The 23,509-nt window shown below is 44.7% G+C and carries 24 protein-coding genes; 23 read left to right on the top strand and 1 reads right to left on the bottom strand.

Going from position 1 to position 23,509, the window contains the following annotated elements; genetic code table 11:
* Positions 1-49 precede the first annotated feature (49 nt).
* From BAA9072_RS09745 to BAA9072_RS09735, 3 genes are all read left to right on the top strand, one after another.
* Entirely contained in the window at positions 50-232 is a 183-nt protein-coding gene (locus BAA9072_RS09745; protein ID WP_201714490.1) for a hypothetical protein, read from the top strand.
* A 160-nt stretch (positions 233-392) separates the two neighbouring features.
* Positions 393-956, top strand: a complete 564-nt coding sequence (rpoE, locus tag BAA9072_RS09740; protein ID WP_201714489.1) for a DNA-directed RNA polymerase subunit delta — start codon at positions 393-395, stop codon at positions 954-956.
* Between the two features lie 445 nt (positions 957-1,401).
* Positions 1,402-3,006 carry a CTP synthase gene (locus BAA9072_RS09735; protein WP_201714488.1) on the top strand — a complete coding sequence of 535 codons (1,605 nt, stop codon included), beginning with the start codon at positions 1,402-1,404 and terminating at the stop codon, positions 3,004-3,006.
* Between the two features lie 107 nt (positions 3,007-3,113).
* On the opposite strand, the gene BAA9072_RS09730 is transcribed toward BAA9072_RS09735, so the two are convergent.
* Complete coding sequence (locus BAA9072_RS09730; protein ID WP_201714487.1) at positions 3,114-3,638, bottom strand: DUF2529 domain-containing protein; 525 nt, start codon at positions 3,636-3,638, stop codon at positions 3,114-3,116.
* 192 nt (positions 3,639-3,830) lie between these two features.
* Between BAA9072_RS09730 and BAA9072_RS09725 the strand changes: the two genes are divergently transcribed.
* From BAA9072_RS09725 to BAA9072_RS09630, 20 genes are all read left to right on the top strand, one after another.
* Positions 3,831-4,193, top strand: coding sequence for a response regulator (locus BAA9072_RS09725; protein WP_201714486.1), 363 nt, complete (start codon positions 3,831-3,833; stop codon positions 4,191-4,193).
* 181 nt (positions 4,194-4,374) lie between these two features.
* Positions 4,375-5,232 (top strand): class II fructose-bisphosphate aldolase, encoded by an 858-nt coding sequence (locus BAA9072_RS09720; RefSeq protein WP_201714485.1) that lies wholly within the window; start codon positions 4,375-4,377, stop codon positions 5,230-5,232.
* A 179-nt stretch (positions 5,233-5,411) separates the two neighbouring features.
* Entirely contained in the window at positions 5,412-6,053 is a 642-nt protein-coding gene (gene fsa / locus BAA9072_RS09715) for a fructose-6-phosphate aldolase (RefSeq protein ID WP_201714484.1), read from the top strand.
* A gap of 173 nt (positions 6,054-6,226) precedes the next feature.
* A complete protein-coding gene (locus tag BAA9072_RS09710; RefSeq protein WP_201714483.1) occupies positions 6,227-7,510 on the top strand; it encodes a UDP-N-acetylglucosamine 1-carboxyvinyltransferase in 1,284 nt (427 codons plus the stop codon).
* A gap of 271 nt (positions 7,511-7,781) precedes the next feature.
* Positions 7,782-8,744 (top strand): class II fructose-bisphosphatase, encoded by a 963-nt coding sequence (gene glpX, locus BAA9072_RS09705; protein ID WP_201714482.1) that lies wholly within the window; start codon positions 7,782-7,784, stop codon positions 8,742-8,744.
* Positions 8,745-9,244: 500 nt separating this feature from the next.
* The gene (gene rho / locus BAA9072_RS09700; RefSeq protein ID WP_201714481.1) at positions 9,245-10,507 is read left to right on the top strand and encodes a transcription termination factor Rho; all 1,263 of its coding nucleotides are present in this window, start codon (positions 9,245-9,247) and stop codon (positions 10,505-10,507) included.
* A 222-nt stretch (positions 10,508-10,729) separates the two neighbouring features.
* On the top strand, positions 10,730-10,942 hold the full coding sequence (gene rpmE, locus BAA9072_RS09695) for a 50S ribosomal protein L31 (RefSeq protein ID WP_034765123.1): 213 nt from the start codon (positions 10,730-10,732) through the stop codon (positions 10,940-10,942).
* A 310-nt stretch (positions 10,943-11,252) separates the two neighbouring features.
* Complete coding sequence (locus tag BAA9072_RS09690; RefSeq protein WP_201714480.1) at positions 11,253-11,864, top strand: thymidine kinase; 612 nt, start codon at positions 11,253-11,255, stop codon at positions 11,862-11,864.
* A 316-nt stretch (positions 11,865-12,180) separates the two neighbouring features.
* The gene (locus BAA9072_RS09685) at positions 12,181-12,633 is read left to right on the top strand and encodes a hypothetical protein (protein WP_201714479.1); all 453 of its coding nucleotides are present in this window, start codon (positions 12,181-12,183) and stop codon (positions 12,631-12,633) included.
* A gap of 135 nt (positions 12,634-12,768) precedes the next feature.
* Positions 12,769-13,839 (top strand): peptide chain release factor 1, encoded by a 1,071-nt coding sequence (prfA, locus tag BAA9072_RS09680; protein WP_098438713.1) that lies wholly within the window; start codon positions 12,769-12,771, stop codon positions 13,837-13,839.
* A gap of 2 nt (positions 13,840-13,841) precedes the next feature.
* Positions 13,842-14,708, top strand: a complete 867-nt coding sequence (prmC, locus tag BAA9072_RS09675) for a peptide chain release factor N(5)-glutamine methyltransferase (RefSeq protein WP_201714478.1) — start codon at positions 13,842-13,844, stop codon at positions 14,706-14,708.
* A gap of 246 nt (positions 14,709-14,954) precedes the next feature.
* Complete coding sequence (gene spoIIR, locus BAA9072_RS09670) at positions 14,955-15,773, top strand: stage II sporulation protein R (protein ID WP_201714477.1); 819 nt, start codon at positions 14,955-14,957, stop codon at positions 15,771-15,773.
* Positions 15,774-15,910: 137 nt separating this feature from the next.
* The gene (locus tag BAA9072_RS09665) at positions 15,911-16,351 is read left to right on the top strand and encodes a GNAT family N-acetyltransferase (RefSeq protein ID WP_201714476.1); all 441 of its coding nucleotides are present in this window, start codon (positions 15,911-15,913) and stop codon (positions 16,349-16,351) included.
* A 326-nt stretch (positions 16,352-16,677) separates the two neighbouring features.
* Positions 16,678-17,718 (top strand): L-threonylcarbamoyladenylate synthase, encoded by a 1,041-nt coding sequence (locus BAA9072_RS09660; protein ID WP_230980813.1) that lies wholly within the window; start codon positions 16,678-16,680, stop codon positions 17,716-17,718.
* A gap of 114 nt (positions 17,719-17,832) precedes the next feature.
* Positions 17,833-18,387, top strand: coding sequence for a manganese efflux pump MntP (locus tag BAA9072_RS09655; protein ID WP_201714475.1), 555 nt, complete (start codon positions 17,833-17,835; stop codon positions 18,385-18,387).
* Between the two features lie 489 nt (positions 18,388-18,876).
* Entirely contained in the window at positions 18,877-19,314 is a 438-nt protein-coding gene (locus tag BAA9072_RS09650) for a low molecular weight protein arginine phosphatase (protein WP_201714474.1), read from the top strand.
* Positions 19,315-19,332: 18 nt separating this feature from the next.
* Positions 19,333-20,622, top strand: coding sequence for a methyl-accepting chemotaxis protein (locus BAA9072_RS09645; protein WP_201714473.1), 1,290 nt, complete (start codon positions 19,333-19,335; stop codon positions 20,620-20,622).
* 115 nt (positions 20,623-20,737) lie between these two features.
* Positions 20,738-21,181: a ribose 5-phosphate isomerase B gene (gene rpiB / locus BAA9072_RS09640; protein WP_201714472.1), complete on the top strand. Its 444-nt coding sequence runs from the start codon at positions 20,738-20,740 to the stop codon at positions 21,179-21,181.
* A gap of 12 nt (positions 21,182-21,193) precedes the next feature.
* Positions 21,194-21,736 carry a TIGR01440 family protein gene (locus BAA9072_RS09635; protein ID WP_201714471.1) on the top strand — a complete coding sequence of 181 codons (543 nt, stop codon included), beginning with the start codon at positions 21,194-21,196 and terminating at the stop codon, positions 21,734-21,736.
* 418 nt (positions 21,737-22,154) lie between these two features.
* Complete coding sequence (locus BAA9072_RS09630; protein ID WP_201714470.1) at positions 22,155-23,396, top strand: serine hydroxymethyltransferase; 1,242 nt, start codon at positions 22,155-22,157, stop codon at positions 23,394-23,396.
* The last annotated feature ends 113 nt before the right edge of the window (positions 23,397-23,509 follow it).

Genomic DNA, 23,509 nt, shown 5'->3' with positions numbered 1-23,509 from the left:
TCAGATAAGTGAAAAGGGAAGTACGATACATACGTTTGGATGTGAGACTGTGAAGACCATTTTACGATACATACTAGTAATCATCATCATATATGCCGCCTTTCTTTTATATCAGTTTCAATTAGGTGCCATCCCATTTTTCCTGCTCTCTTTTTATCTATTCTATGAAGCGTTCAAGGTGATTCGGAACGGACAAAAAGAGCAAAAACTGGGAAATGGCAGACCTTCATGAATCCAGCTGTGAAAAAAATACGAGAAAAACCAGATATGTATAGCATAAAGTGATTTATATTGTTTATAATGTTGAATATGGTTAAAATTGATAATGGAGAATTTTTGCCCTTTTTTACTCTACTTAGTAGAGTGTGAAATAGAGAAAGGAAGTGCGTAAAGTGAGTCTTAAGCAATTATCCAAAGAAGAATTGCGTCAAACGTCATTCATTGAGCTGGCACATGAAATTTTAGTAGAGAAGAAACAAGCGATGGCATTTGAAGAGATCGTGAAGGAAATTAAAGGTTTGCTAGGGATCTCTGATAAAGAGGTTCGCAAGCGTTTACTTCAATTCTACACAGACCTGAATATTGACGGACGATATATTGCCATGGGGGATAACCGTTGGGGATTAAGAGAATGGTACCCGGTTGATCAAATCGAGGAAGAGACCGTCCCAACGATGAAATCCAGCAAAAAGAAAAAAGCGAAGAAAAAAGACGAAGATCTGGATCTGGATGATTTTGATGATCTGGACGACGAAGATCTGGATTATGATGATCTTGATGATACAGACGATGATGATGATCTTACAGATGACGACGATGTGGATGTTGACGCTGCAGATGAAGATCTGGAGATTGATGAAGACGATGAGGAAGAGCTCGAAATCGATGAATTCGAAGAAGTCGAAGATGATGACGAAGACGAAGAAGATGAATCAGAAGAAGAGGAAGAGAAGTAATCTCACTCGAATCAGTACAGCTCCCGTTGGGTTAAGGCCTTCAGGGGGCTTTTTATTTATGAAAAATAATTGAAAATTCGATCCTTATTCTATGCTTGACTTCTTCCCTTCATGGAGGTAGTATTTTATTTGGGCTCCCTAAAAAGGGACGAATAACGTATATCACGCTCCCCTTACATGATTGTAAGCGGGGCGTTTTTTGTTTTTATAAGAAGAATGCTTTGGCATGAGAAGGTTTTATGTGTGACGGATCGATTCTTTAAAGACCCCTTACATCTTTACGTATCTTGATAATAAGAGGCTGTCTTTTAGCTGGTTTATGCAGATGAATTTATTTTAGGAGAATGGACTTGTCCTTCTTTGAACAAGATAAATTCATGACATAACTACAATAGACACCCTCTACTTTTTTTGAACCAAACTTACTTTAAAGGGGGACATATACATGACTAAGTATATTTTCGTAACAGGCGGCGTAGTGTCGTCACTAGGGAAAGGGATCACAGCAGCGTCCCTTGGAAGACTATTGAAAAACCGCGGGGTGAGCGTCACAATCCAGAAGTTCGATCCATACATCAACGTGGATCCGGGAACGATGAGCCCCTATCAGCACGGTGAAGTATTCGTAACCGATGATGGCGCGGAAACAGATCTTGACTTAGGTCACTATGAGCGTTTCGTTGATATTAACCTGACGAAATACAGCTCTGTTACAACAGGTAAAATCTATTCTACCGTTCTTAAAAAAGAGCGTCGTGGAGACTATCTTGGAGGAACTGTACAAGTTATTCCACATATCACCAATGAAATCAAAGAACGTGTTTACCGTGCCGGACGCGAAACAAATTCAGATGTCGTGATCACAGAAATCGGTGGAACGGTTGGTGATATCGAATCCCTTCCCTTCCTTGAAGCGATTCGCCAGATCAAGAGCGATGTAGGCCGTGACAATGTCATGTATATCCATTGTACGCTCATCCCTTACATCAAGGCAGCGGGTGAAATGAAGACTAAACCGACACAGCACAGCGTGAAAGAGCTTCGCAGTCTGGGTATCCAGCCAAATGTCATTGTTGTGCGTACAGAAATGCCGATGACTCAGGATATGAAGGATAAAATTGCGTTATTCTGTGATATCGATAAAAATGCTGTCATTGAAGCAATGGATGCAGATACACTTTACTCTGTGCCACTTGCTCTTCAAGATCAAAAGCTGGATGAAATCACATGTCAGCACTTGAAGCTGAACTGCCACGAAGCAGATATGACTGAGTGGAATGAACTCGTTGACCGCGTGAAAAACCTTTCCCGCAAAACGAAGATTGCCTTAGTAGGGAAATATGTTGAATTACAGGATGCGTATATTTCCGTAGTGGAAGCCCTTCGTCATGCTGGTTACCATTTCGACAGCGACATTGAAGTGAAATGGTTGAACTCTGAGCTTGTCGATAGTGGAAATGTAGCAGAAAAACTGGCAGATGTAGATGGAATTCTTGTACCGGGCGGTTTCGGTGATCGTGGGGTAGAAGGGAAAATCGCTGCTACTCAATATGCACGTGAAAACAAGGTTCCTTTCCTTGGAATCTGCCTTGGAATGCAGCTTGCATCCGTAGAATATGCCCGTAACGTCCTTGGACTTGATGGGGCTCACTCGGCTGAGTTGAATCCTGAAACGCCTTATCCTGTCATTGATCTTTTACCTGAACAAAAGGACATCGAAGATCTTGGGGGGACACTTCGTCTCGGACTGTATCCATGTAAGCTGACAAAAGGCTCAAAAGCCTATACAGCCTACGATGGAGAAGTGGTTTACGAGCGTCACCGCCACCGCTTTGAATTCAACAATCACTATCGTGAGCAAATGGAAAAAGCCGGCTTCATCTTCTCAGGCACAAGCCCGGATGGCCGTCTTGTGGAAATCATCGAGCTGAGCGATCACCCATGGTTCGTTGCATCTCAATTCCACCCTGAATTCACTTCACGTCCAACACGCCCGCAGCCTCTATTCCGAGACTTCGTGGAAGCGTCACTTGCGTATGGTGAGAAATAAAATGTATTTTTGGAATTGCTCTCCCTGGTTTGGGAGGGCTTTTTTTTAATTCCGTTCATCATCTTCGACAAAAAAGCCCATCCCCAAACGGGAACGGGCCTAATTGTCTACTCCTCATACTCCTCTAACATCTCACGAATCACAAACCCCAATGCAAAATAAAGATAAAGGGCAGCCATGCTGGAAGGGAAGCTCACACGCTCACCGATTTCATCACCGGGGAGCATTCCTTTGATCACCTTCGTGTCCAAATGTACATCGGCTGTGTCGAGTAACGTTTCTTCTCCCTCGATCAATCCCGATACCGCTACGAAGGGGATGTCTTCAGACGCCAGCTTCTTCCCGAACGCAACGGCATCTTCATCAGTAGAAAAACGGGTAACGATCAGTACGCGATCCGCCTCTGTCAGCTCAACGGAAGAATCATACCGTTTAGCAGATGGAAGCGGTTCTGCACCGAACAGAGCCTCAGCGGTTACGGCTTCCATTTCCCCGTATGATTTAATGTAGATGCTTCCCTGACCGATTGCGGCCTGGGCAAGCATACGTGCCCCGTCTTCAATTTCAAATTCCTGCTTATCATAAATCCGTTTAAACAGTCCTGTTAACTGTGTGGTGAACATTTTAATCATAAAATTCAATCTCCTTCCATATTCATCTTCGACATTTTTCATGATAACGCTTATTATAAAGGGGAAAAAGGTCTCAAGTAAAATATTGAGAGGAAGCAGGATTTTTTACAGAAAAAGAGAATAAGTAATAAATATACAATTATTTACCGCCGGAATACATAATCTACTATAGTGCAAAGGGGACTGGGATATATGAATGAGAAAATTCTGATTGTAGACGATCAATTTGGTATTAGAATTCTATTAAATGAAGTGTTACAAAAGGAAGGCTACCAAACATTTCAAGCTGCGAACGGAATACAGGCTCTTGAAATCGTAGATAAGCATTCCCCTGATCTGGTTTTACTGGATATGAAAATTCCTGGAATGGATGGGATTGAAATCCTGAAACGGATGAAGCAGAAGGATGCAGATATCCGTGTGATTATCATGACGGCATACGGAGAACTCGACATGATCCAGGAGGCAAAGGACTTGGGAGCGCTTACTCATTTTGCGAAGCCTTTTGATATTGACGATATCAGACAGGCAGTCAAACAGTATATTCCAGTTTGATAGTTGTTGTTTGAATAGTGAAAATAGTAGTATTTTTAACATTTCACCTCTGCAGTTGGTAAAATCAATTCTGTTTTGGTATGATACAAGTGAAATTGTAAACAATGTCACAAGGTGCTATAAATAACACCACCATTTATACCAAAATGGTTCACTGACTGAATAAAAGGAGGAAATAACTATGCCTTTAGTTTCAATGAAAGACATGCTTATTCAAGCAAAAGAAAAAAGCTATGCGGTAGGTCAATTCAACCTGAATAACCTTGAGTTCACTCAAGCGATCCTGCAAGCAGCTGAAGAAGAAAAATCACCTGTCATCCTTGGTGTATCTGAAGGTGCTGCCCGTTACATGAGCGGCTTCAAAACAGTTGTGAAAATTGTTGAAGGTCTTATGGAAGACTTAAACATCACAGTTCCTGTTGCGATCCACCTTGACCACGGTTCAAGCTATGACAAATGTAAAGAAGCAATCGATGCAGGTTTCACATCTGTTATGATCGACGCTTCTCACGGTCCTTTCGAGGAGAACATTGAAATCACTTCTAAAGTGGTTGAGTATGCTCACTCTAAAGGCGTTTCTGTTGAAGCTGAACTTGGAACAGTCGGTGGACAAGAAGATGACGTAGTGGCAGACGGTGTTATTTATGCAGACCCTAAAGAGTGTCAAGAATTGGTAGAGCGTACGGGTATCGATACTCTTGCACCTGCTCTTGGTTCTGTTCACGGTCCTTACAAAGGTGAACCAAACCTTGGGTTTAAAGAGATGGAAGAAATCGGAGCAGCTACTGGTGTTCCATTAGTGCTTCATGGCGGAACTGGAATCCCTACAAAAGATATCCAAAAAGCGATTTCTTACGGTACGGCTAAAATCAACGTAAACACTGAAAATCAAATTGCTTCTGCTAAAGCGGTACGCGAAGTGCTTGCAGCTGATACAGAAGTATATGATCCACGTAAATATATGGGACCTGCTCGTGAAGCGATCAAAGCGACGGTTGCTGGTAAAATGCGCGAATTCGGTTCTTCTAACCAGGCGTAATATAGACAGGTAATGTATGGAAAGTCCGTCTCGATAGATTAGCGGCTTTCCTTATGTGGTAGAAAAAGAATGAAGCTGTAGGATGGGACTGCACCAGGAGAGGGTTGATACCTTTTGGGTCAGTCCCTTCCGTTCATTAAAAGATGATTGAAAATTTTGTCGAAAATGGGGTAGAGAAAATGAAGTTTTTCATAGATACAGCAAACATGAGTGAAATCAAGGAAGCATTTGAATGGGGTATTCTATCAGGAGTGACGACGAATCCGTCGCTTGTAGCGAAAGAAAAAGACGTAACATTTGAAGATCGGTTAAAAGAAATCACAGATTTAGTCCCTGGTTCTGTAAGTGCTGAAGTTATCGCCACAGATGCGGAAGGTATGATCAAAGAGGGCAGGGAGCTTGCAAAGATAGCGCCAAATATTACAGTGAAGCTGCCAATGACCCCAGATGGTCTGACGGCTGCATCTACTTTTGCTAAAGAAGGGATCAAGACAAATGTCACGCTGATTTTCAGTGCAAACCAAGCGCTTTTAGCGGCTCGTGCCGGAGCGACATATGTGTCACCTTTTTTAGGAAGGTTAGATGATATCGGTCATGACGGTCTGGAACTGGTCTCCCAGATTGCTGAGATCTTTGCCATACACGGTCTGGAAACGGAAATCATCGCGGCTTCGACACGCCATCCGCAGCATATTACGGAAGCGGCATTAAGAGGGGCTCACATTGCAACCGTTCCTCTTAAAGTATTAAAGCAATTGTTCAAGCATCCATTAACCGATAAAGGGATCGATGCGTTTCTGAATGATTGGAACAACCGCTGATAGTAGGATAATCGGTCTAAAGGAAAAAAATTCGGTTATCCTATACATGTTTTGACGAATTATGTATACACTAGTAGACAATACTTCTTAGAACGTCTTCTGTTGGAAAAATAATCCTTTTTGTTTTTGGTGTGGTGAATTCCCCATCAATGAACAGTGGAAGGGAGTTTAATATGGAAAAGCTAAAAATTGCAGGAGGTTATCCCCTTGAAGGAACCATTAAAGTCAGTGGGGCCAAAAACAGTGCGGTAGCCTTGATCCCGGCAACCATTCTTGCTGATTCGCCAGTCACAATCGAAGGGTTACCAGACATCTCAGATGTAAGGACGCTGAAAGATCTCTTAGAAGAGATCGGTGGTTCAGTCACATTGGAAGATGGGGATATGAGTGTAGATCCAAGTCAAATGGTGTCCATGCCCTTACCAAGCGGGAAGGTGAAAAAGCTTCGTGCTTCCTATTATTTAATGGGGGCGATGCTGGGACGTTTCAAAAAAGCGGTCATCGGGCTGCCAGGTGGATGTCATCTCGGTCCACGTCCGATCGACCAACATATTAAAGGATTTGAGGCCCTTGGAGCAGAGGTGACCAATGAACAGGGTGCAATCTACCTGCGCGCAGATGAATTAAGGGGTGCCCGGATTTACCTTGATGTTGTCAGTGTTGGTGCCACGATCAACATCATGCTTGCAGCGGTCCGTGCAAAAGGAAGAACGATTATTGAGAACGCAGCAAAAGAGCCTGAGATCATTGATGTCGCAACTTTATTAAGTAATATGGGTGCGAAGATCAAGGGAGCCGGTACCGATGTCATCCGGATAGATGGGGTGGATGAGCTTCACGGCTGCCGTCATACCATCATACCTGACCGTATCGAAGCAGGTACCTTTATGATCCTTGCCGCCGCAGTTGGAAAAGGTGTTCTCGTCGACAATGTCATCCCGTTACATATGGAATCGGTCATTGCCAAACTCCGTGAAATGGGAGTGCCTGTTGAAACGAATGACGACCAAATCTATATCGGCAGAGCGGACAAGCTTAAATCGGTGGATGTAAAAACGCTGGTTTATCCAGGATTCCCAACCGATCTGCAACAGCCGTTCACGACGTTATTGAATCGTGCAGAAGGCTCTGCCGTCGTAACGGATACCATCTATTCAGCCCGTTTCAAGCATATCGATGAGCTGAGAAGAATGAATGCAACGATCAAAGTCGAAGGACGCTCCGCCATCGTCAACGGTCCTGTCCAATTGCAGGGTGCCAAAGTGAAGGCAAGCGACCTCCGTGCAGGAGCCGCCCTTGTCATCGCCGGCTTAATGGCCGAAGGAGTTACCGAAGTAACCGGTCTCGAACACATCGATCGCGGATACAGCGATCTGGTTGCCAAACTCGAAGGCCTTGGTGCCACCATCTGGCGCGAAAAAATGTCCGCGGAAGAATTGGAACAGATGAAGTCGTAGGGCATTAAGTAAAACGTTTATTGAATTTTGAGAGAGCTTTATTTTCTCTCATTTATAAATAGTAGACAATCAACCACTGCTCGCTATTAGGAACAGTTTTAGAGAACTATTTACTCTATTACCAGGAATTAATGCTAACTCGTGCCATTATGTCCTACTTTTTTCGAAAAAAAGTCTCTCAAACCGCCTTAATGTGTTACAATAAATCTGTCAATATGTTATACAATTTAAGAATATTGTAAAACAAAAGGGAACCCGGGAGGCTATATACATGGAAAGAAGTTTATCAATGGAGCTAGTTCGAGTAACAGAGGGGGCTGCCCTTGCATCAGCCCGCTGGATGGGTCGCGGAAAGAAGGATGAAGCAGATGACGCTGCAACTTCCGCCATGCGCGATGTGTTCGATACCGTACCGATGAAGGGAACGGTTGTCATCGGTGAAGGGGAAATGGATGAAGCTCCAATGCTTTATATTGGTGAAAAATTAGGGACAGGCTACGGACCGCGTGTCGATGTAGCTGTCGATCCGTTGGAAGGAACGAACATCGTTGCTTCCGGAGGCTGGAATGCACTGGCGGTACTCGCGGTGGCAGACCACGGAAACCTACTGAATGCACCGGATATGTATATGGATAAAATCGCAGTTGGACCGGAAGCGGTCGGGGAAATCGACATCAACGCTTCCGTCATCGATAATCTCAAAGCCGTTGCGAAGGCGAAGAACAAGGACATTGAAGACGTTGTAGCGACTGTCTTGAATCGTCCCCGTCATGAACACATCATCCAGCAGCTGAGAGAAGCGGGTGCCCGCATCAAGCTGATCAATGATGGTGATGTGGCAGGTGCCATGAATACAGCATTCGATCATACGGGTGTCGATATTCTGTTCGGATCCGGTGGTGCGCCTGAGGGAGTTCTTGCAGCCGTTGCTTTGAAATGCTTAGGCGGAGAAATTCAAGGAAAGCTTCTGCCACAGAACGATGCAGAGCTGAAGCGTTGTATCAGTATGGGGCTTGATGTGGACAAGATCCTTCGAATGGAAGACCTGGTATGCGGTGACGATGCCATCTTTGCTGCAACAGGTGTAACAGATGGAGAACTATTGAGAGGGATCCAACTCAAAGGAGCATACGGTCTGACTCATTCAGTTGTCATGCGTGCGAAATCAGGTACCGTCCGATTCATCGACGGACGCCACAGTCTTCAAAAAAAGCCAAACCTGGTCATGAAATAATAGACAGATCCAAATTGAGAGAGAAACCAACTCTTCTTATATAAGAGAAAGGGACGGGCAGAGCACCTGCCCGTTCCCGCTCTTATCACTCACTTTTTTCTTCATAGGTGAAAAAATGCTGCCTATCTACAAAAATACCTTCCTTTTTTTACCCAGACATTGATTCTTGATTGAAAGTATGGTTACAATAGATAAGGTTTTTATCTTCAGCATTTTTTCTTTATTTTTATGCTTCAACTTATTTCTTCATTTCTAGAAAAAACTACCCGATTTTGGCTCTTTTCTGAAAGAGAGACAATTATTAGTGAGAGAGATTATTAAAAAGTTGATTTGTGAGCGGAAGGTGCTTGACTCCTGCGGAAAAAGTGGGACAGGTGAGACCCCACATGTGCCGAGGAGGCTCACCGCCCACCCCGCGGAAATCACCACTACTCTCTTGTGGAAAATATCAACAAAGATTTATTTTAAAGTAGGACAAATTAATAAAGCGTGGTGTCATAATGGAAGAGTTAACAATTTCTAGCTTAGAAAATATGAAGCTGAAAGAGCTTTACGAGCTAGCCAAACAATACAAAGTTTCTTATTATAGTAAATTAACAAAAAAAGAATTAATATTCGCTATCCTTAAAGTTCGTGCAGAACAAGAAGGCTTTTTCTTCATGGAAGGTGTCCTTGAGATCATCCAATCAGAAGGATTTGGTTTCTTGCGACCGATCAACTATTCTCCGAGCTCTGAGGATATTTATATTTCTGCATCACAAATTCGTCGTTTTGATTTACGTAACGGGGATAAAGTTTCGGGGAAAGTACGTCCGCCGAAAGAAAACGAGCGTTATTTCGGATTGCTTCATGTTGAAATGGTGAACGGAGAAGAGCCGGATTCTGCGAAAGAGCGCGTGCATTTTCCCGGCTTGACGCCTTTATACCCTGACCGTCAAATGAAGCTTGAAACGACACCGAATAAAATTTCCACCCGTGTCATGGATCTTATCGCACCAGTCGGTTTTGGACAACGTGGCTTAGTCGTAGCCCCGCCAAAAGCCGGTAAGACGATGCTGATCAAAGAGATCGCCAATTCGATTACAACCAATCATCCGGAAGCGGAATTAATCATCCTTCTAATTGATGAGCGACCAGAGGAAGTAACGGATATCGAACGCTCCGTAGAAGCGGAAGTCGTTAGCTCTACATTTGATGAAGTGCCTGAGAACCACATCAAAGTGGCAGAGCTTGTTCTTGAGCGCGCCATGCGGTTAGTGGAACACAAGCGTGATGTCATCATTCTTATGGATAGTATCACTCGTCTGGCTCGTGCGTATAACCTGGTCATTCCTCCAAGTGGACGAACACTTTCCGGTGGTATTGACCCTGCAGCATTCCACCGTCCGAAGCGATTCTTCGGGGCTGCCCGTAATATTGAAGAGGGTGGAAGCTTGACTGTTCTTGCAACGGCCCTTGTCGATACAGGATCCCGCATGGATGATGTCATCTATGAAGAATTCAAAGGAACCGGAAATCTTGAACTTCACCTTGACCGTTCTCTTGCAGAACGACGCATTTTCCCGGCCATCGATATCCGTCGTTCCGGAACGCGTCGTGAAGAACTTCTCATCAAACCTGATCATCTTGAAAAACTGTGGGCAATCCGCAAAGCCATGTCGGATCAGCCTGATTTCGCCGAAAAACTGATGCGTAAGCTGAAGCAATCAAAGACGAATGAAGAGTTTTTCAATGTGTTGACAGAAGAGTCCAAGAAGCGTTAATCTAGTAATCGAATGATATTTTGAAGTAATGGATGTCGGAAACTTCCAATTTTACAGGTTGCAAATATTCCTTGTCCTTGTTATAATAGTGTCAATGTGTTTTTAAAAAACTGGATGTGGTAAGGGGCTGGCTATAACTCTCATGCTTATGCTCATATCACATATATCTTCGTAATAAATTACTCTGTTTCAGATGATTCAGGGCGGAAGGAGATGAAAGTAATGAAATCAGGAATTCATCCTAAGTACAACACGATCAAAGTTAGCTGTGCTTGCGGTAACGAATTTGAAACTGGTTCTGTAGCGGAAGAAATGCGCGTTGAGGTATGTTCTGAATGCCATCCATTCTACACAGGCCGTCAGAAATTCGCTGACGCTGGTGGACGTGTTGACCGTTTCAACAAAAAATACGGTCTTAAAAACCAACAACAATAATGAAGAGCCAGAAGGCCGCATCGAACTCCTTTGTGCTTAGGTACGAATGATTCGGGTCGCTCCTTCTCTTCTATTAGAAAAACAGGCAAGGATCTTCATGCTTGCCTGTTTTTTATTTCGTTTAAAGCAAATGGTTGAAGAAATAGAGGCAGTTCCAATTGAGCTGTGCCTCTTTTTTTCTGCCAAATTACCGGATTCTGAGCATTATTCCCGTACATAAAGGAATGCTTTATACTAAAGACTAGTCCGTTTTCACTAACAGCCAGGCTGTTTTTTATAGATCATTGTGTAAGGAAGGAGAGGCGCTTTCGTGTATGTCATGAAACAAACGGGTTGGGTAGAAGTCATTTGCGGCAGCATGTTCTCAGGGAAATCCGAGGAACTGATCCGCCGGGTCCGACGCACTCAATTTGCCAAACAAGAAATTGCTGTGTATAAGCCAAAACTAGATAATCGCTATAGCGATGAGTCGGTTGTATCTCATAATGGTACCTCTGTTATCGCCAAAGCAGTTGAGGAATCAAGCATAATCCTTGATGACCTGAATCCAGAGGTGGATGTCGTTGCAATCGATGAGGTTCAATTTTTTGACGAAGGCATCGTCGAAGTTGTCCAGAAATTAGCAAATAGCGGTTACCGTGTCATTCTCGCAGGTCTTGACCAGGATTTCCGTGGGGAACCATTCGGACCGATGCCAGACTTGATGTCCATTGCTGAACAAGTGACCAAGCTTCAAGCTGTTTGCGCCGTCTGCGGCTCTCCGGCAAGCCGGACTCAGCGCCTGATCAATGGTGAACCGGCTTGTTACGATGATCCTGTCATCCTCGTCGGGGCATCCGAGGCCTATGAGCCAAGATGCCGCCATCATCATGAAGTACCGACTGGGATGAGTGTGACTCCGGATATGGTGAAGGAAGTATAAATTTCTTTTGAACAAAGTCTCAGGTTTGGGGCTTTGTTTTTTTTATGGGCAAATTAGGTTGCTTGACTAAAATTTTGCCGGTTTGATTCAAAACAGGAAGATTCTTTGTATCTTTTTCTTATATGAAGCAGTGATTTAGTCACGTTAAGATTAGATGTTGTATACTCAAAGCCGTCTGCAGAGACCGGATTTGCGTCATTTTTTTATTATTTGCGTATTTTTACATATATTCCCTCTGAGCTCATCGACATCTCAACCCAGACCAGTGCATAACCACCACCCTCCAGGAAAACCTACTATCAGGAGGTGTGAAAGCATGAAAAAAATACTGTTAGCTTTATCTTTTACTGTTTTCTTTCTTTTGATTACAGCGTGTGGTGTGAATCAGGAGTCGGAATACGGAGTGCATAATGATAGTGGCGGAACCCGTTTCATTGATAACCGTAAGTCGGAGATGGATAAGCGCCAGGATGAAAGTGTACGGGAAATCACCGATCAAAATCCCAATTTCCCTAACCTGACGGATTCACCAGGTACGACATCCACGACAACGGGTGTTTATGAAGACAAAGCCCGTGAAGTGGTAAGGGAGAATTCTAAATTCCAGCCGGATGAAGTATGGATTAATGGTAATCAAATGTGGGTGACGGCTCATACGAAGAAAGAGATGAACATGGCCGAAACGGATAAAGAGGAAGCCATGTTAAAGGACAAATTACAAAAAGCAATTCCCCGATATGATATCAATGTAAAAATCACCGAGAGATAAGGTAGTGGGGGAAGCCCTGTCCGCTTCCCCTTTACATACATGCTCCCCTCATCCCCATTCCCGATCTTCCTTGTGTTTCCATACACCATATAATATAATTAGACTGTTATGGATTAAAATTTGAGGTGAATAGCTGTGTTCGATCGTTTACAAGCAGTGGAAGATCGCTATGATAAGTTAAATGAACTATTGAGTGATCCAGAAATTGTGAATGACCCAAAGAAGCTAAGAGATTATTCAAAAGAACAATCAGACATCCAAGCTACGGTAGAAGCATATCGAGAATATAAAGAATTGACCGGACAGTATAAAGACGCGAAGGCGATGCTGGATGATAAGCTTGATGCTGATATGCGTGAAATGGTGAAAGAAGAAGTTTCCGAGCTTGAAGAGCAAATCGAAGCGTTGGAAGCCCGACTGAAGATATTATTGATTCCCAAAGACCCGAACGATGATAAGAACGTAATCATGGAGGTTCGTGGTGCTGCAGGTGGAGATGAAGCTGCTCTGTTTGCCGGTGACTTATACCGCATGTATAGTCGCTTTGCGGAAGCCCAAGGCTGGAAGATTGAAGTCATGGAAGCGAACTCCACTGGTGTCGGTGGGTACAAAGAGATCATCTTTATGATCAACGGAAATGGTGCATTTTCCAAAATGAAATATGAAAACGGGGCACACCGTGTGCAACGTGTACCTGAAACTGAATCCGGCGGTCGTATTCATACGTCGACGGCAACGGTTGCCTGCCTGCCTGAAGCAGAAGAAGTCGAAGTGGATATCCACGATAAAGATATCCGTGTCGATACATTCGCATCCAGCGGCCCGGGAGGACAAAGTGTTAATACCACCATGTCTGCCGTGCGTCTAACGCATATCCCGACAGGTGTTGTAGTATCATGCCAGGATGAAAAATCACAAATCAAAAACAAAGAGAAAGCAATGAAAGTATTGCGTGCTCGTGTGTACGATAAATTCCAGCGTGAAGTCCAAGCAGAATACGATGCGAATCGTAAATCTGCCGTTGGTACCGGTGACCGTTCCGAGCGTATCCGTACGTATAATTTCCCACAAAACCGCGTCACGGATCACCGCATCGGCTTGACGATCCAGAAGCTTGATCAAATCCTTGAAGGAAAGATGGATGAAGTCATTGATGCATTGATCATCGAAGATCAATCCAAACTTCTGGAAAGATTGGAAGAATAGTCATGGTAACGGTATTTGAAGCCCTGAAATGGGCTTCTTCTTTTTTAGTCGAACATGGCCGTGATGAAAATGTGGGAGAAATCTACTTGCGGCATTTAGCAGGATTGTCACGGTCACAGCTGTTGGCTGAACAGAGGAGGTCCGTCCCTCAAGAGAAATGGGAAGAGTTTCGGGCGGGGATCCGGAAACATGTAGGTGGGGTACCGATCCAGTATATCATCGGGACTGAGGAGTTTTATGGCCGGGAATTTGTGGTGAATGAGCATGTGCTGATTCCAAGACCGGAAACGGAGGAGCTCATTTATTATGGGGTGGAGAAGATAAAGAAGCTGTTCCGTACTGTAGACAAACCCTTGCAGGCTGTCGATGTCGGGACGGGAAGCGGTGCGATTGCAGTGACGTTGAAACTGGAATCAGACCGGCTTCCTATTGAGATGATGGCCGTCGATATTTCTCCAGAAGCACTGGCTGTTGCCAAGGATAATAGTGCGAGACTCGGAGCGGATGTCCGCTTCTTTGAAGGAGATCTGTTGAAGCCATTGATCGAAGACGGAGTGAAGCTGGATATTCTATTATCCAACCCGCCCTATATCCCACTGACGGATCGCGAGTCCCTATCAGATGTCGTGATCGGACACGAACCTGAACTCGCTCTGTTTGGCGGGGAAGACGGCTATGATCTGTATAAACGCTTTATGGATGAGCTGCCTCTTGTCATGAAAGAAAAATGCCTGATCGGTTTCGAAGTCGGAGTGGGTCAGGGAGAAACAGTTGCGGACTTGCTGCGCGCGACCTTCCCTGATGCGGAAACAGAAGTTGTTCATGACATCAATGGGAAGGATCGTATGGTGTTTTGTGAGAGAAATTAAAGATTTTCGCCCTCGATTTTAGTGATCGGGGGTGTTTTTACGAGAATGGCTCAGTTTTTGAGTTTTGTGACCAGGTAAAGAGTCAGGGTTCTATCCGCCACCCTTAACGTCACCACGCTTATATTCAACTTTCCCCCATTTATTTTCAAAACGGACCCCACAACAATTATTCCGAACAAAAATGTTATTTTACTAGTTTAAGATTTCTCCCTTTTGACCAGACTGTTTTACTGAGGGGGAGAGGAAATGAAAACAAAACATACAGTGCTATTGTATATCTTGATTCTATCATTAGGAACGATTCTAAGTTTATATATACCGAAGCAGGAAATGGCGGCTCAGGAAACGATGGTCATCCCGGAGGAAGCGATTCGACTGCGGATCCTGGCCAATAGTGATCTGGATCAGGATCAGAACGTGAAAAGACTCGTTCGGGATGAAGTCAATAAAGAGATTACAAAGTGGGTATCGACTTTAACATCACAGGATGAAGCGAAATCAGTCATCAAAGAAGGATTGCCGGAGCTTCAGAAAATTGCGGAAGAAGTAGTGGCGACAGAGGGAATGGATCAATCAGTAAAAGTAGAGTTTGGAAAAGTGGACTTTCCTACTAAGCTTTATGGTCAATACCTTTATCCGGCAGGTGAATATGAAGCGGTACTGATTACTTTGGGGAAAGGAGAAGGGGCAAATTGGTGGTGCGTTCTGTATCCACCGCTGTGCTTCCTTGATTTCTCCACTGGAAATGCCGTAAGAAGCACCGGGTTTGAAACGAAAGTGGAGGCAAGCGGTAATGAGGTAACCGAAGTGGATCCTGAAGAAACGGTAGAAGACGATCTGAAGGCGGAAAACGTGGAGCCTGCTGAAGAAGAGGTCACTGCGTATAAACAAGTGGAAGTAGAGGCAGAAGAAGCCGGGGCAATGGAAGAGGACGAACAGGTAGAAGTGATGAATGAAAAAGAAGGCACAAAACAGGAAGAACCGGTCTTTGTGGAAGATAAGGAAGAAGAAGTCGAGGTTCGATTTTTCGTAGTAGATTTATTCAAAGGCTTATTCAATAACTGAAGAGAGAAGCTTCATCCACCAGAGATGAAGCTTTTTCTATTTGAAAGAAAGTCTATCTTTCTAGCATTTTATGTTCTATTCTTCTTCTCTCATCATACATTGATACTAGAGGATGAGAGAAAAGGGAGGATGAGAGGATGTTGAAAGTAATTCGTCAGGCAAATAGTGAGGATATTCATGAAGTCGTGGCCTTCTTGATGAAAGCAGGATTAAGCACGGAAGGCGTTAAACATAGCATTGATTGCTTTTTAGTAGTGGAAGACTCGGAAAACCGGTTGATTGGAACGCTTGGAATCGAAGTGCAGGAGAAGATCGGACTCCTGAGGTCACTTGTCGTCACTTCCTCGTTTGAAAGTGAAGAGTTATTTGCTCTCTTCCAGGAGATTTTAAAGCTTGCGAAAGAAAAAGACCTGAAACGCCTTTACTTGATCTCCAATCGAAAAGCGTCACTCGCATTTTTTGATCTGTTAGGTTTTCAACAGGAAACAGAGCCTGTTGTGGATGAGTTGGAGAATTTTATTCATGCAAAAAAGTTATCCACTGTGGATAACTGCATCACTATGAAATTGGATTTATAGATATTTCGACAAAAAGTGTATAGATGGAAATGGATAAAATAATGGACTGAATCATTTTTATATAAAATGGTTCGGTTTTTTGTTTTTGGAATTCGACAAAATGCGGGAGTCTGATAACTATTTCTTTTTTCAGAATTATTCACACCATCCACAGGTTTATCCACAATACTCGACGTTTTATTTACGGTTTGTGGATAATACTTGAGAATTTATGGGGTTTCTTTTATACTTTCAAAAGAAACAGAGTGTGCAACGCTTGTTAATTCAGTATTTATACACATGAAATGAACAGATTTAGCTTATGTAAATAAAGGTGGATGACATAAATGATGAAACACTGGATTGTGGAAAGTGATGTGGATAAAAACAAAAGTTATCCACAAATTGTGGACGCGGCGAAGTTTCTTCAACAGAATGAAGTGGTTGCGTTCCCGACAGAGACCGTTTACGGACTGGGTGCGAATGCAACATCGGATGCTGCTGTAGAGAAAATTTTCAAAGCGAAAGGCAGACCATCGGATAATCCACTGATTGTCCACATATCAAATAAAAATCAGTTAGACGGGCTTGTGGCAGGGATTCCATCCGATGCGGCGAAGCTCGTGGATGCGTATTGGCCGGGTCCATTGACGATCATTTTTAAAAATAAGGAAAACGTATTTTCTGAGAAGGTAACGGCTGGATTGCAGACGGTGGGGATACGGATGCCGGACCACCCCGTTGCTCTTTCAATTATTGAGGCTGCTGGAGTGCCGATTGCCGCCCCGAGTGCAAACCGGTCTGGGAAGCCAAGTCCGACAACGGCTCAGCATGTCATGGATGACCTGGATGATAAGATCGCAGGAGTGGTTGATGGGGGCGAGACAGGAGTCGGAGTGGAGTCGACGGTGGTGGATTGTACCGGAGAAATCCCGGTCATATTGCGTCCCGGCGGCGTCACGAAGGAGCAGCTGGAAGAAGTGGTCGGTAAGGTGGAAGTGGATCCCTCTTTAAAAGAAGGCAAGGGTGCCCCGAAGTCTCCTGGTATGAAATATACCCACTATGCTCCGGACGCCCCTGTCTATTTAGTGGACGGAACAAGGGAGTTTTTGCAGAAGTTGGTTGATGAAAAAAGAGGAGAAGGGCTCAAAGTCGGTGTATTAACGACAGAAGAATTCGCGGGAGAGTATCAGGCGGATATCATCCTATCCGTCGGACGGCGGGACGATTTGAAAACGGTGGCCCAGCATCTCTACGATACGCTGCGTGCCTTTAATAGAAGTGACGTGGATATCATTTTTGCCGAGATGTTTCCCGAAGAAGGAGTCGGGCTGGCGATTATGAACCGGCTTCAGAAAGCGGCGGGACACCGCGTAATCAAAGAATGAAGTTTTACCCCTATGGTCTTTAGAGGACGATAGGGGTTTTGTTTTATATTCTAAATCCTTTTGGATGTGCATAAGTTTGTTCTGTAGGCATGTCCGGAGGGGGAAGAAATAAAAATGACAACGATTATTGGCGAACTGATGACCTTGATGTTAATGGCATTTGCTCTTGGGATGGATGCCTTTTCGATCGGAATTGGAATGGGGATGTTTCAACTTAGATTAAAGCAGGTCTTTTATATAGGATTGGTTGTCGGAATCTTTCATGTGTGGATGCCCCTTCTCGGGATGATGACGGGGAAGTTTTTATCGGAAACGTTCGGATCCTTTGCGGCTTACGCTGGTGGCGTCCTGCTCATTGTACTGGGAATCCAGATGTTCATGTCAAGCTTCAAGGAAGAGGAAACGACCCTCATTTCACCCGTTGGCCTTGGTTTGGTCCTCTTTGCGTTGAGTGTGAGCCTGGACAGCTTTTCAGTCGGGTTGACCCTCGGGATCTTCGGAGCACGAACCGCCGTCGCCTTATTCTGTTTCGGGATCGCCGCTACGGTGTTGACGTGGGCGGGATTATTGATAGGGCGGAAATTCCAAGGTGTGCTTGGAACGTATAGCGAGGCTCTTGGGGGGAGTATTTTGTTTGCGTTTGGGGTTAAGTTGCTGCTGCCGATATAAGAAGATGGTTTGAGGTCCGTCCCTTGGGGTGGGCTTTTTTTGGTAAGCTCCGGCGGCTTGGGTCTCGAGGTCATAAGTCAAGCCGGCCAAAAAGGCAAAGGGCGCCTTTTGGTCCGACTCGCCTTATGCTTGTCGTCCCAGAGCGAGCCGCCTTCGCTTTTCTTTTTGTCTAACTCCGGCGGCTTGGGTCTCGAGGTCATAAGTCAAGCCGGCCAAAAAGGCAAAGGGCGCCTTTTGGTCCGACTTGCCTTATGCTTGTCGCCCCAGAGCGAGCCGCCTTCGCTTTTCTTTTTGTCTAGCTCCGGCGGCTTGGGTCTCGAGGTCATAAGTCAAGCCGGCCAAAAAGGCAAAGGGCGCCTTTTGGTCCGACTCGCCTTATGCTTGTCGCCCCAGGTCAAGCCGCCTCCGCTTTTCTTTTTGTATATATTGTGAATGGTCTATGGATGGAATGGAAATTATTTTATAATAGGCTTTAAGGAGGATGACGTGATGAATATTTTGTTTGTTTGCACGGGAAATACGTGCCGAAGTCCTATGGCAGAGGCGGTTTTGAAGCATAAAGGTACAGATACATTTGAAGTGAGGTCTGCTGGAGTTTTTGCTGTAGACGGGAGTGATGCTTCAATTCACGCTAAAGAAGTGCTGAAAGAGAACGATATAATACATAGACACCAATCGAGTTCGCTTTCAAAAGAGAACTTGGACTGGGCTTCCTATATTTTGACGATGACATCGAATCATAAACGGGCGATCGTGGATCAATATCCACATGTGGCGGATAAAATTTTCACGCTGAAGGAGTTTGTCCTTGAAGATCCCGCTGATTTGGATGTGTCGGATCCGTATGGGGGAAGTGTGGACATCTATAGACATACATACAGGGAACTAGATTCACTGATCGAGGAGTTAATTAAAAAGCTTGGCTAAAGACAGGGAGAGAGAAAGATGGGGAAAGTGAAAAGCTACAAATCGGGTCTTAGAAAGAAATTGGTCTTCTTTATCACGCTTCTTGCGGTGGTAACGTATACTACAAGTGCACTTTTTATTTATGTTATTAAACCAGCTTTTGCACCGGATATGGACGAACTGTGGTTTACGATCATGACCCTTGGGATGGGTGTGTTCTGGTCCGCCGTGCTTGCCTTCTTTGCAGCAGGGTTCATCGTCAAACCGCTTCAGCGTTTGGAGCAGGTTGCGTTGAAAGCAGCTGAAGGGGACATCGCGATCGAAGTAGATGTACCGAAGTCAGACGATGAAATCCGTTCACTTGCACTGGCATTCAACCGGATGCTGCATAATCTGCGTGACATGGTATCAAGCATCGATGATAATTTTAACAAGACGAATTCAAATGTCATTGAGCTGTCAAAAGCATCGGAAATTGCCTCGACACAAGCTGACTCGATTTCAAAGACGATCAGCGAAATTTCAGCCGGTGCCGAGAGTTCGGCTACTGCCATTCAAACGACAGCCGAATCAGTTGAAGATGTCATCCGGATTGCCCAGGAAGTTCAGAATCATTCGAAATCATCCGAACATATGTCCAAGAATATGGTTAAGGAGCTTCAAGGCAGTAAAGAAGTCATTCATTCACTTGTTGAAGGCATCAGCCGTCTGGCAAAAGGAAATGCAGATTCATTGGATGCGGTTCGCAGACTGGAAGACAATGCGAAAAAAGTGGAACAGATCATCCAGTTAGTAGGGGATATCGCGAACCAAACCAATCTACTCGCCTTAAATGCTTCCATCGAAGCGGCACGTGCCGGGGAACATGGTAAAGGGTTCGCCGTCGTTGCAGAGGAAGTCCGGAAACTTGCAGACGAAAGTGGAAAAGCGGTTCAAGGCATTTCGGAACTTATCAAGAATATTCAAATAGAGGTCGGAAATGTCGTCGGCCAGATCACAACCCAGGTCGATTCAGCCAATTCCGAAGCTCAAAAAGGGACGCAGACCAATGAAATGATCGAAACCATGACGAAAACGATTCATGAAGTGGCGGATGCGGTTCAAAACATTTCAGTCCTCGTTGATCAGCAGATGGACAGCATTCAACTCACTTCCCAGCAATCCCAGGAAGTTGCTGCCATTGCAGAAGAAACATCAGCCGGGGCAGTGGAAGTATCCACTTCTACAAAAGAACAAGCAGTCGTCATGAATGACGTGGAGAAACTGGCACTTAATCTCAAAGAACAGGCCGAATCACTAAAGAACACGATCACGCGTTTTCATTTATAAAAAAAGCGGGTATGAGGGACGGACCTCATACCCGTTTTTAAATGCTGAAAAGCTTTATATAATGAAGAGTATGTGGCAAAATAAAAGGTATCAAAGGCTTGGGGAGTGGGAGAATATGAAAATTGCAATAGCGTCCGATCACGGCGGAGTGAATATTAGAGAAGAAATCAAATCATTACTGGAAGAATTGGGTCTGGAATATGAAGACTTCGGCTGTGAATGTGGAACCTCCGTCGACTTTCCGGACTATGCCGTTCCTGTTGCGGAAAAAGTGGCACGGGGTGAATTCGATCGCGGCATTCTTATTTGCGGAACAGGAATCGGAATGAGCATCTCTGCCAACAAAGTAAAAGGAATTCGCTGTGCCCTTGTACATGATGTATTCAGTGCAAAAGCGACACGGGAACATAATGACAGTAATATGCTGGCCATGGGTGAGCGCGTAATCGGTGCCGGACTTGCACGGGAAATCGCCAAAACGTGGCTGGAGACGGAATTCGAAGGCGGTCGCCATGCAAATAGAGTAGGGAAGATTACGGCATACGAAGACAAACAATAAGGAGTGGGTTTCATGGAAATCGCTCAATTGAAGAATGAACTGCAGATGATCCTGCAAGATTTCAGCAAGCAAGTTCAGTTGAAAAAGGGACAAGTTTTTGTCGTGGGCTGCTCCACCTCTGAAGTGATCGGGGAGCGGATCGGCACGGCGGGAACCATTGAAGTCGCAGAAATGATTTTTGACGAGTTAAAAGGCTGGGCAGATACGAAAGGGGTTTCCCTGGCGTTTCAATGTTGCGAGCACTTAAACCGTGCCCTAGTTCTTGAGAGGGAAGCAGCAGAAAGAAAAGGACTGGATGAGGTCACGGTCATTCCTGTCCGCCAAGCAGGTGGAGCCATGGCGACGAAAGCTTATCATTCCTTTCAAGACCCTGTCATGGTCGAGCATATCAAAGGCGACGCCGGCATTGACATCGGGGACACCTTCATCGGCATGCACCTGAAACACGTAGCCGTCCCAATCCGGGTAACCCAAAAAAGCCTCGGCGAAGCCCACGTCACCCTCGCCAAAACCAGACCAAAACTCATCGGCGGAACCAGAGCCATTTACGAATAAAACCACGATAAACCAAGGTCCGTTTCTCTCGTATGAGGGACGGACCTTTTTTTAGATTTTGACCAATTAAGAGGTGTCAAAACCGAACGGTAAAGAGGGACAAGGGTCGGATGTTTATGTTCGAGACAAATTGAGGGCAGTTGGGTGATGGGGGGAGGCAAGGAAAAAAATCAGGCAAGTTCTTCCGCTTTCTATAATGCTAGTCAGTAAGCCACTCATAGGCGATTGGCGAAGGTTTGAAATTGATTGTGAATAGAGTCACATGAGGTCCGTCCCTCCAGATAATCTCTAAACACGAACATTACTTTTTGACTGGAGGTTTTTATTTCGCCTTTTGGTGAATCGTGTTAGAATGAGAGTGAATGAATCAATGAGGCACCTAGAGCAGTTTGGGCCTATGAATTAAAGGGGGATATGTATGAGTAAGATTGCCAAGCAAGATCCGGAAATTTATGCAGCGATTCAAGATGAATTAGAGCGTCAACGAACGAAAATCGAGTTAATTGCATCTGAAAACTTTGTCAGTGAAGCCGTCATGGAAGCACAAGGCTCCGTTTTGACAAACAAGTATGCAGAGGGGTACCCAGGTCGTCGCTATTATGGTGGCTGTGAGCATGTGGACGTAGCTGAGAATTTGGCTCGCGATCGTGCGAAAGAACTTTTTGGAGCGGAACATGTCAATGTTCAGCCTCACTCAGGAGCACAAGCCAATATGGCAGTCTACTTCACAATCCTTGAACATGGGGACACGGTTCTGGGAATGAACTTATCTCATGGTGGACATTTGACTCACGGAAGTGCCGTCAACTTCAGTGGAATTCAATATAATTTCGTAGAGTACGGTGTGGATGAAAAAAAGCACCTGATCAACTACGAAGATGTTAGACAAAAAGCGTTAGAACATAAGCCGAAACTGATCGTAGCGGGAGCAAGTGCATATCCAAGAGCGATCGATTTCGCGAAATTCCGTGAAATCGCAGACGAAGTGGGAGCTTACTTAATGGTGGATATGGCTCATATCGCAGGTCTTGTAGCGGCTGGACTTCACCAGAATCCGGTTCCGTATGCAGACTTCGTAACTACCACAACTCACAAAACACTGCGCGGACCTCGGGGCGGAATGATCCTTTGTAAAGAAGAGTTTGCGAAGAAGATAGACAAGTCTATTTTCCCTGGTCTTCAAGGTGGACCACTAATGCACGTCATCTCAGCTAAAGCTGTTTCATTCGGAGAAGCGCTGCAGGATTCGTTCAAGGAATATGCACAGAACATCATCGACAATGCGAAACGTCTGGGAGAAGGTCTTGTGAAGGAAGGAATCGATCTAGTATCCGGCGGTTCTGATAACCACCTATTACTGATCGACACTCGTTCACTTGGCTTGACTGGTAAAGTGGCTGAGAAAGTCCTGGATGAGATCGGAATCACCGTCAATAAAAACACGATTCCATTCGATCCGGAAAGCCCATTCGTTACAAGCGGTGTCCGAATCGGGACAGCAGCTGTAACGTCCAGAGGTTTCGGACTTGAGGACATGGATGAGATTGCTTCGATCATGGCATTGACTCTTAAGAACCACGAAGATGAAGCGAAATTGGAAGAGGCACGCAAACGCGTGTTGGATTTAACAAGCAAATTTGAGTTATATCCTGAAAGATAATAGATGAGGGCCTCTTCATTAGGGACGGACGTTCCTGGTGGGGAGGTTTTTTTGTGGTTATTCCGGAATTTGTTAAAAACGCAAAAATATATTGAAATGACGCAATTAACGGA

This window comes from Rossellomorea arthrocnemi, assembly GCF_904424705.1.
GTDB lineage: Bacteria > Bacillota > Bacilli > Bacillales > Bacillaceae_B > Rossellomorea > Rossellomorea arthrocnemi.
The sequence above is the reverse complement of the archived record's forward strand: the minus strand, read 5'-3'. Positions and strand labels throughout refer to the sequence as shown.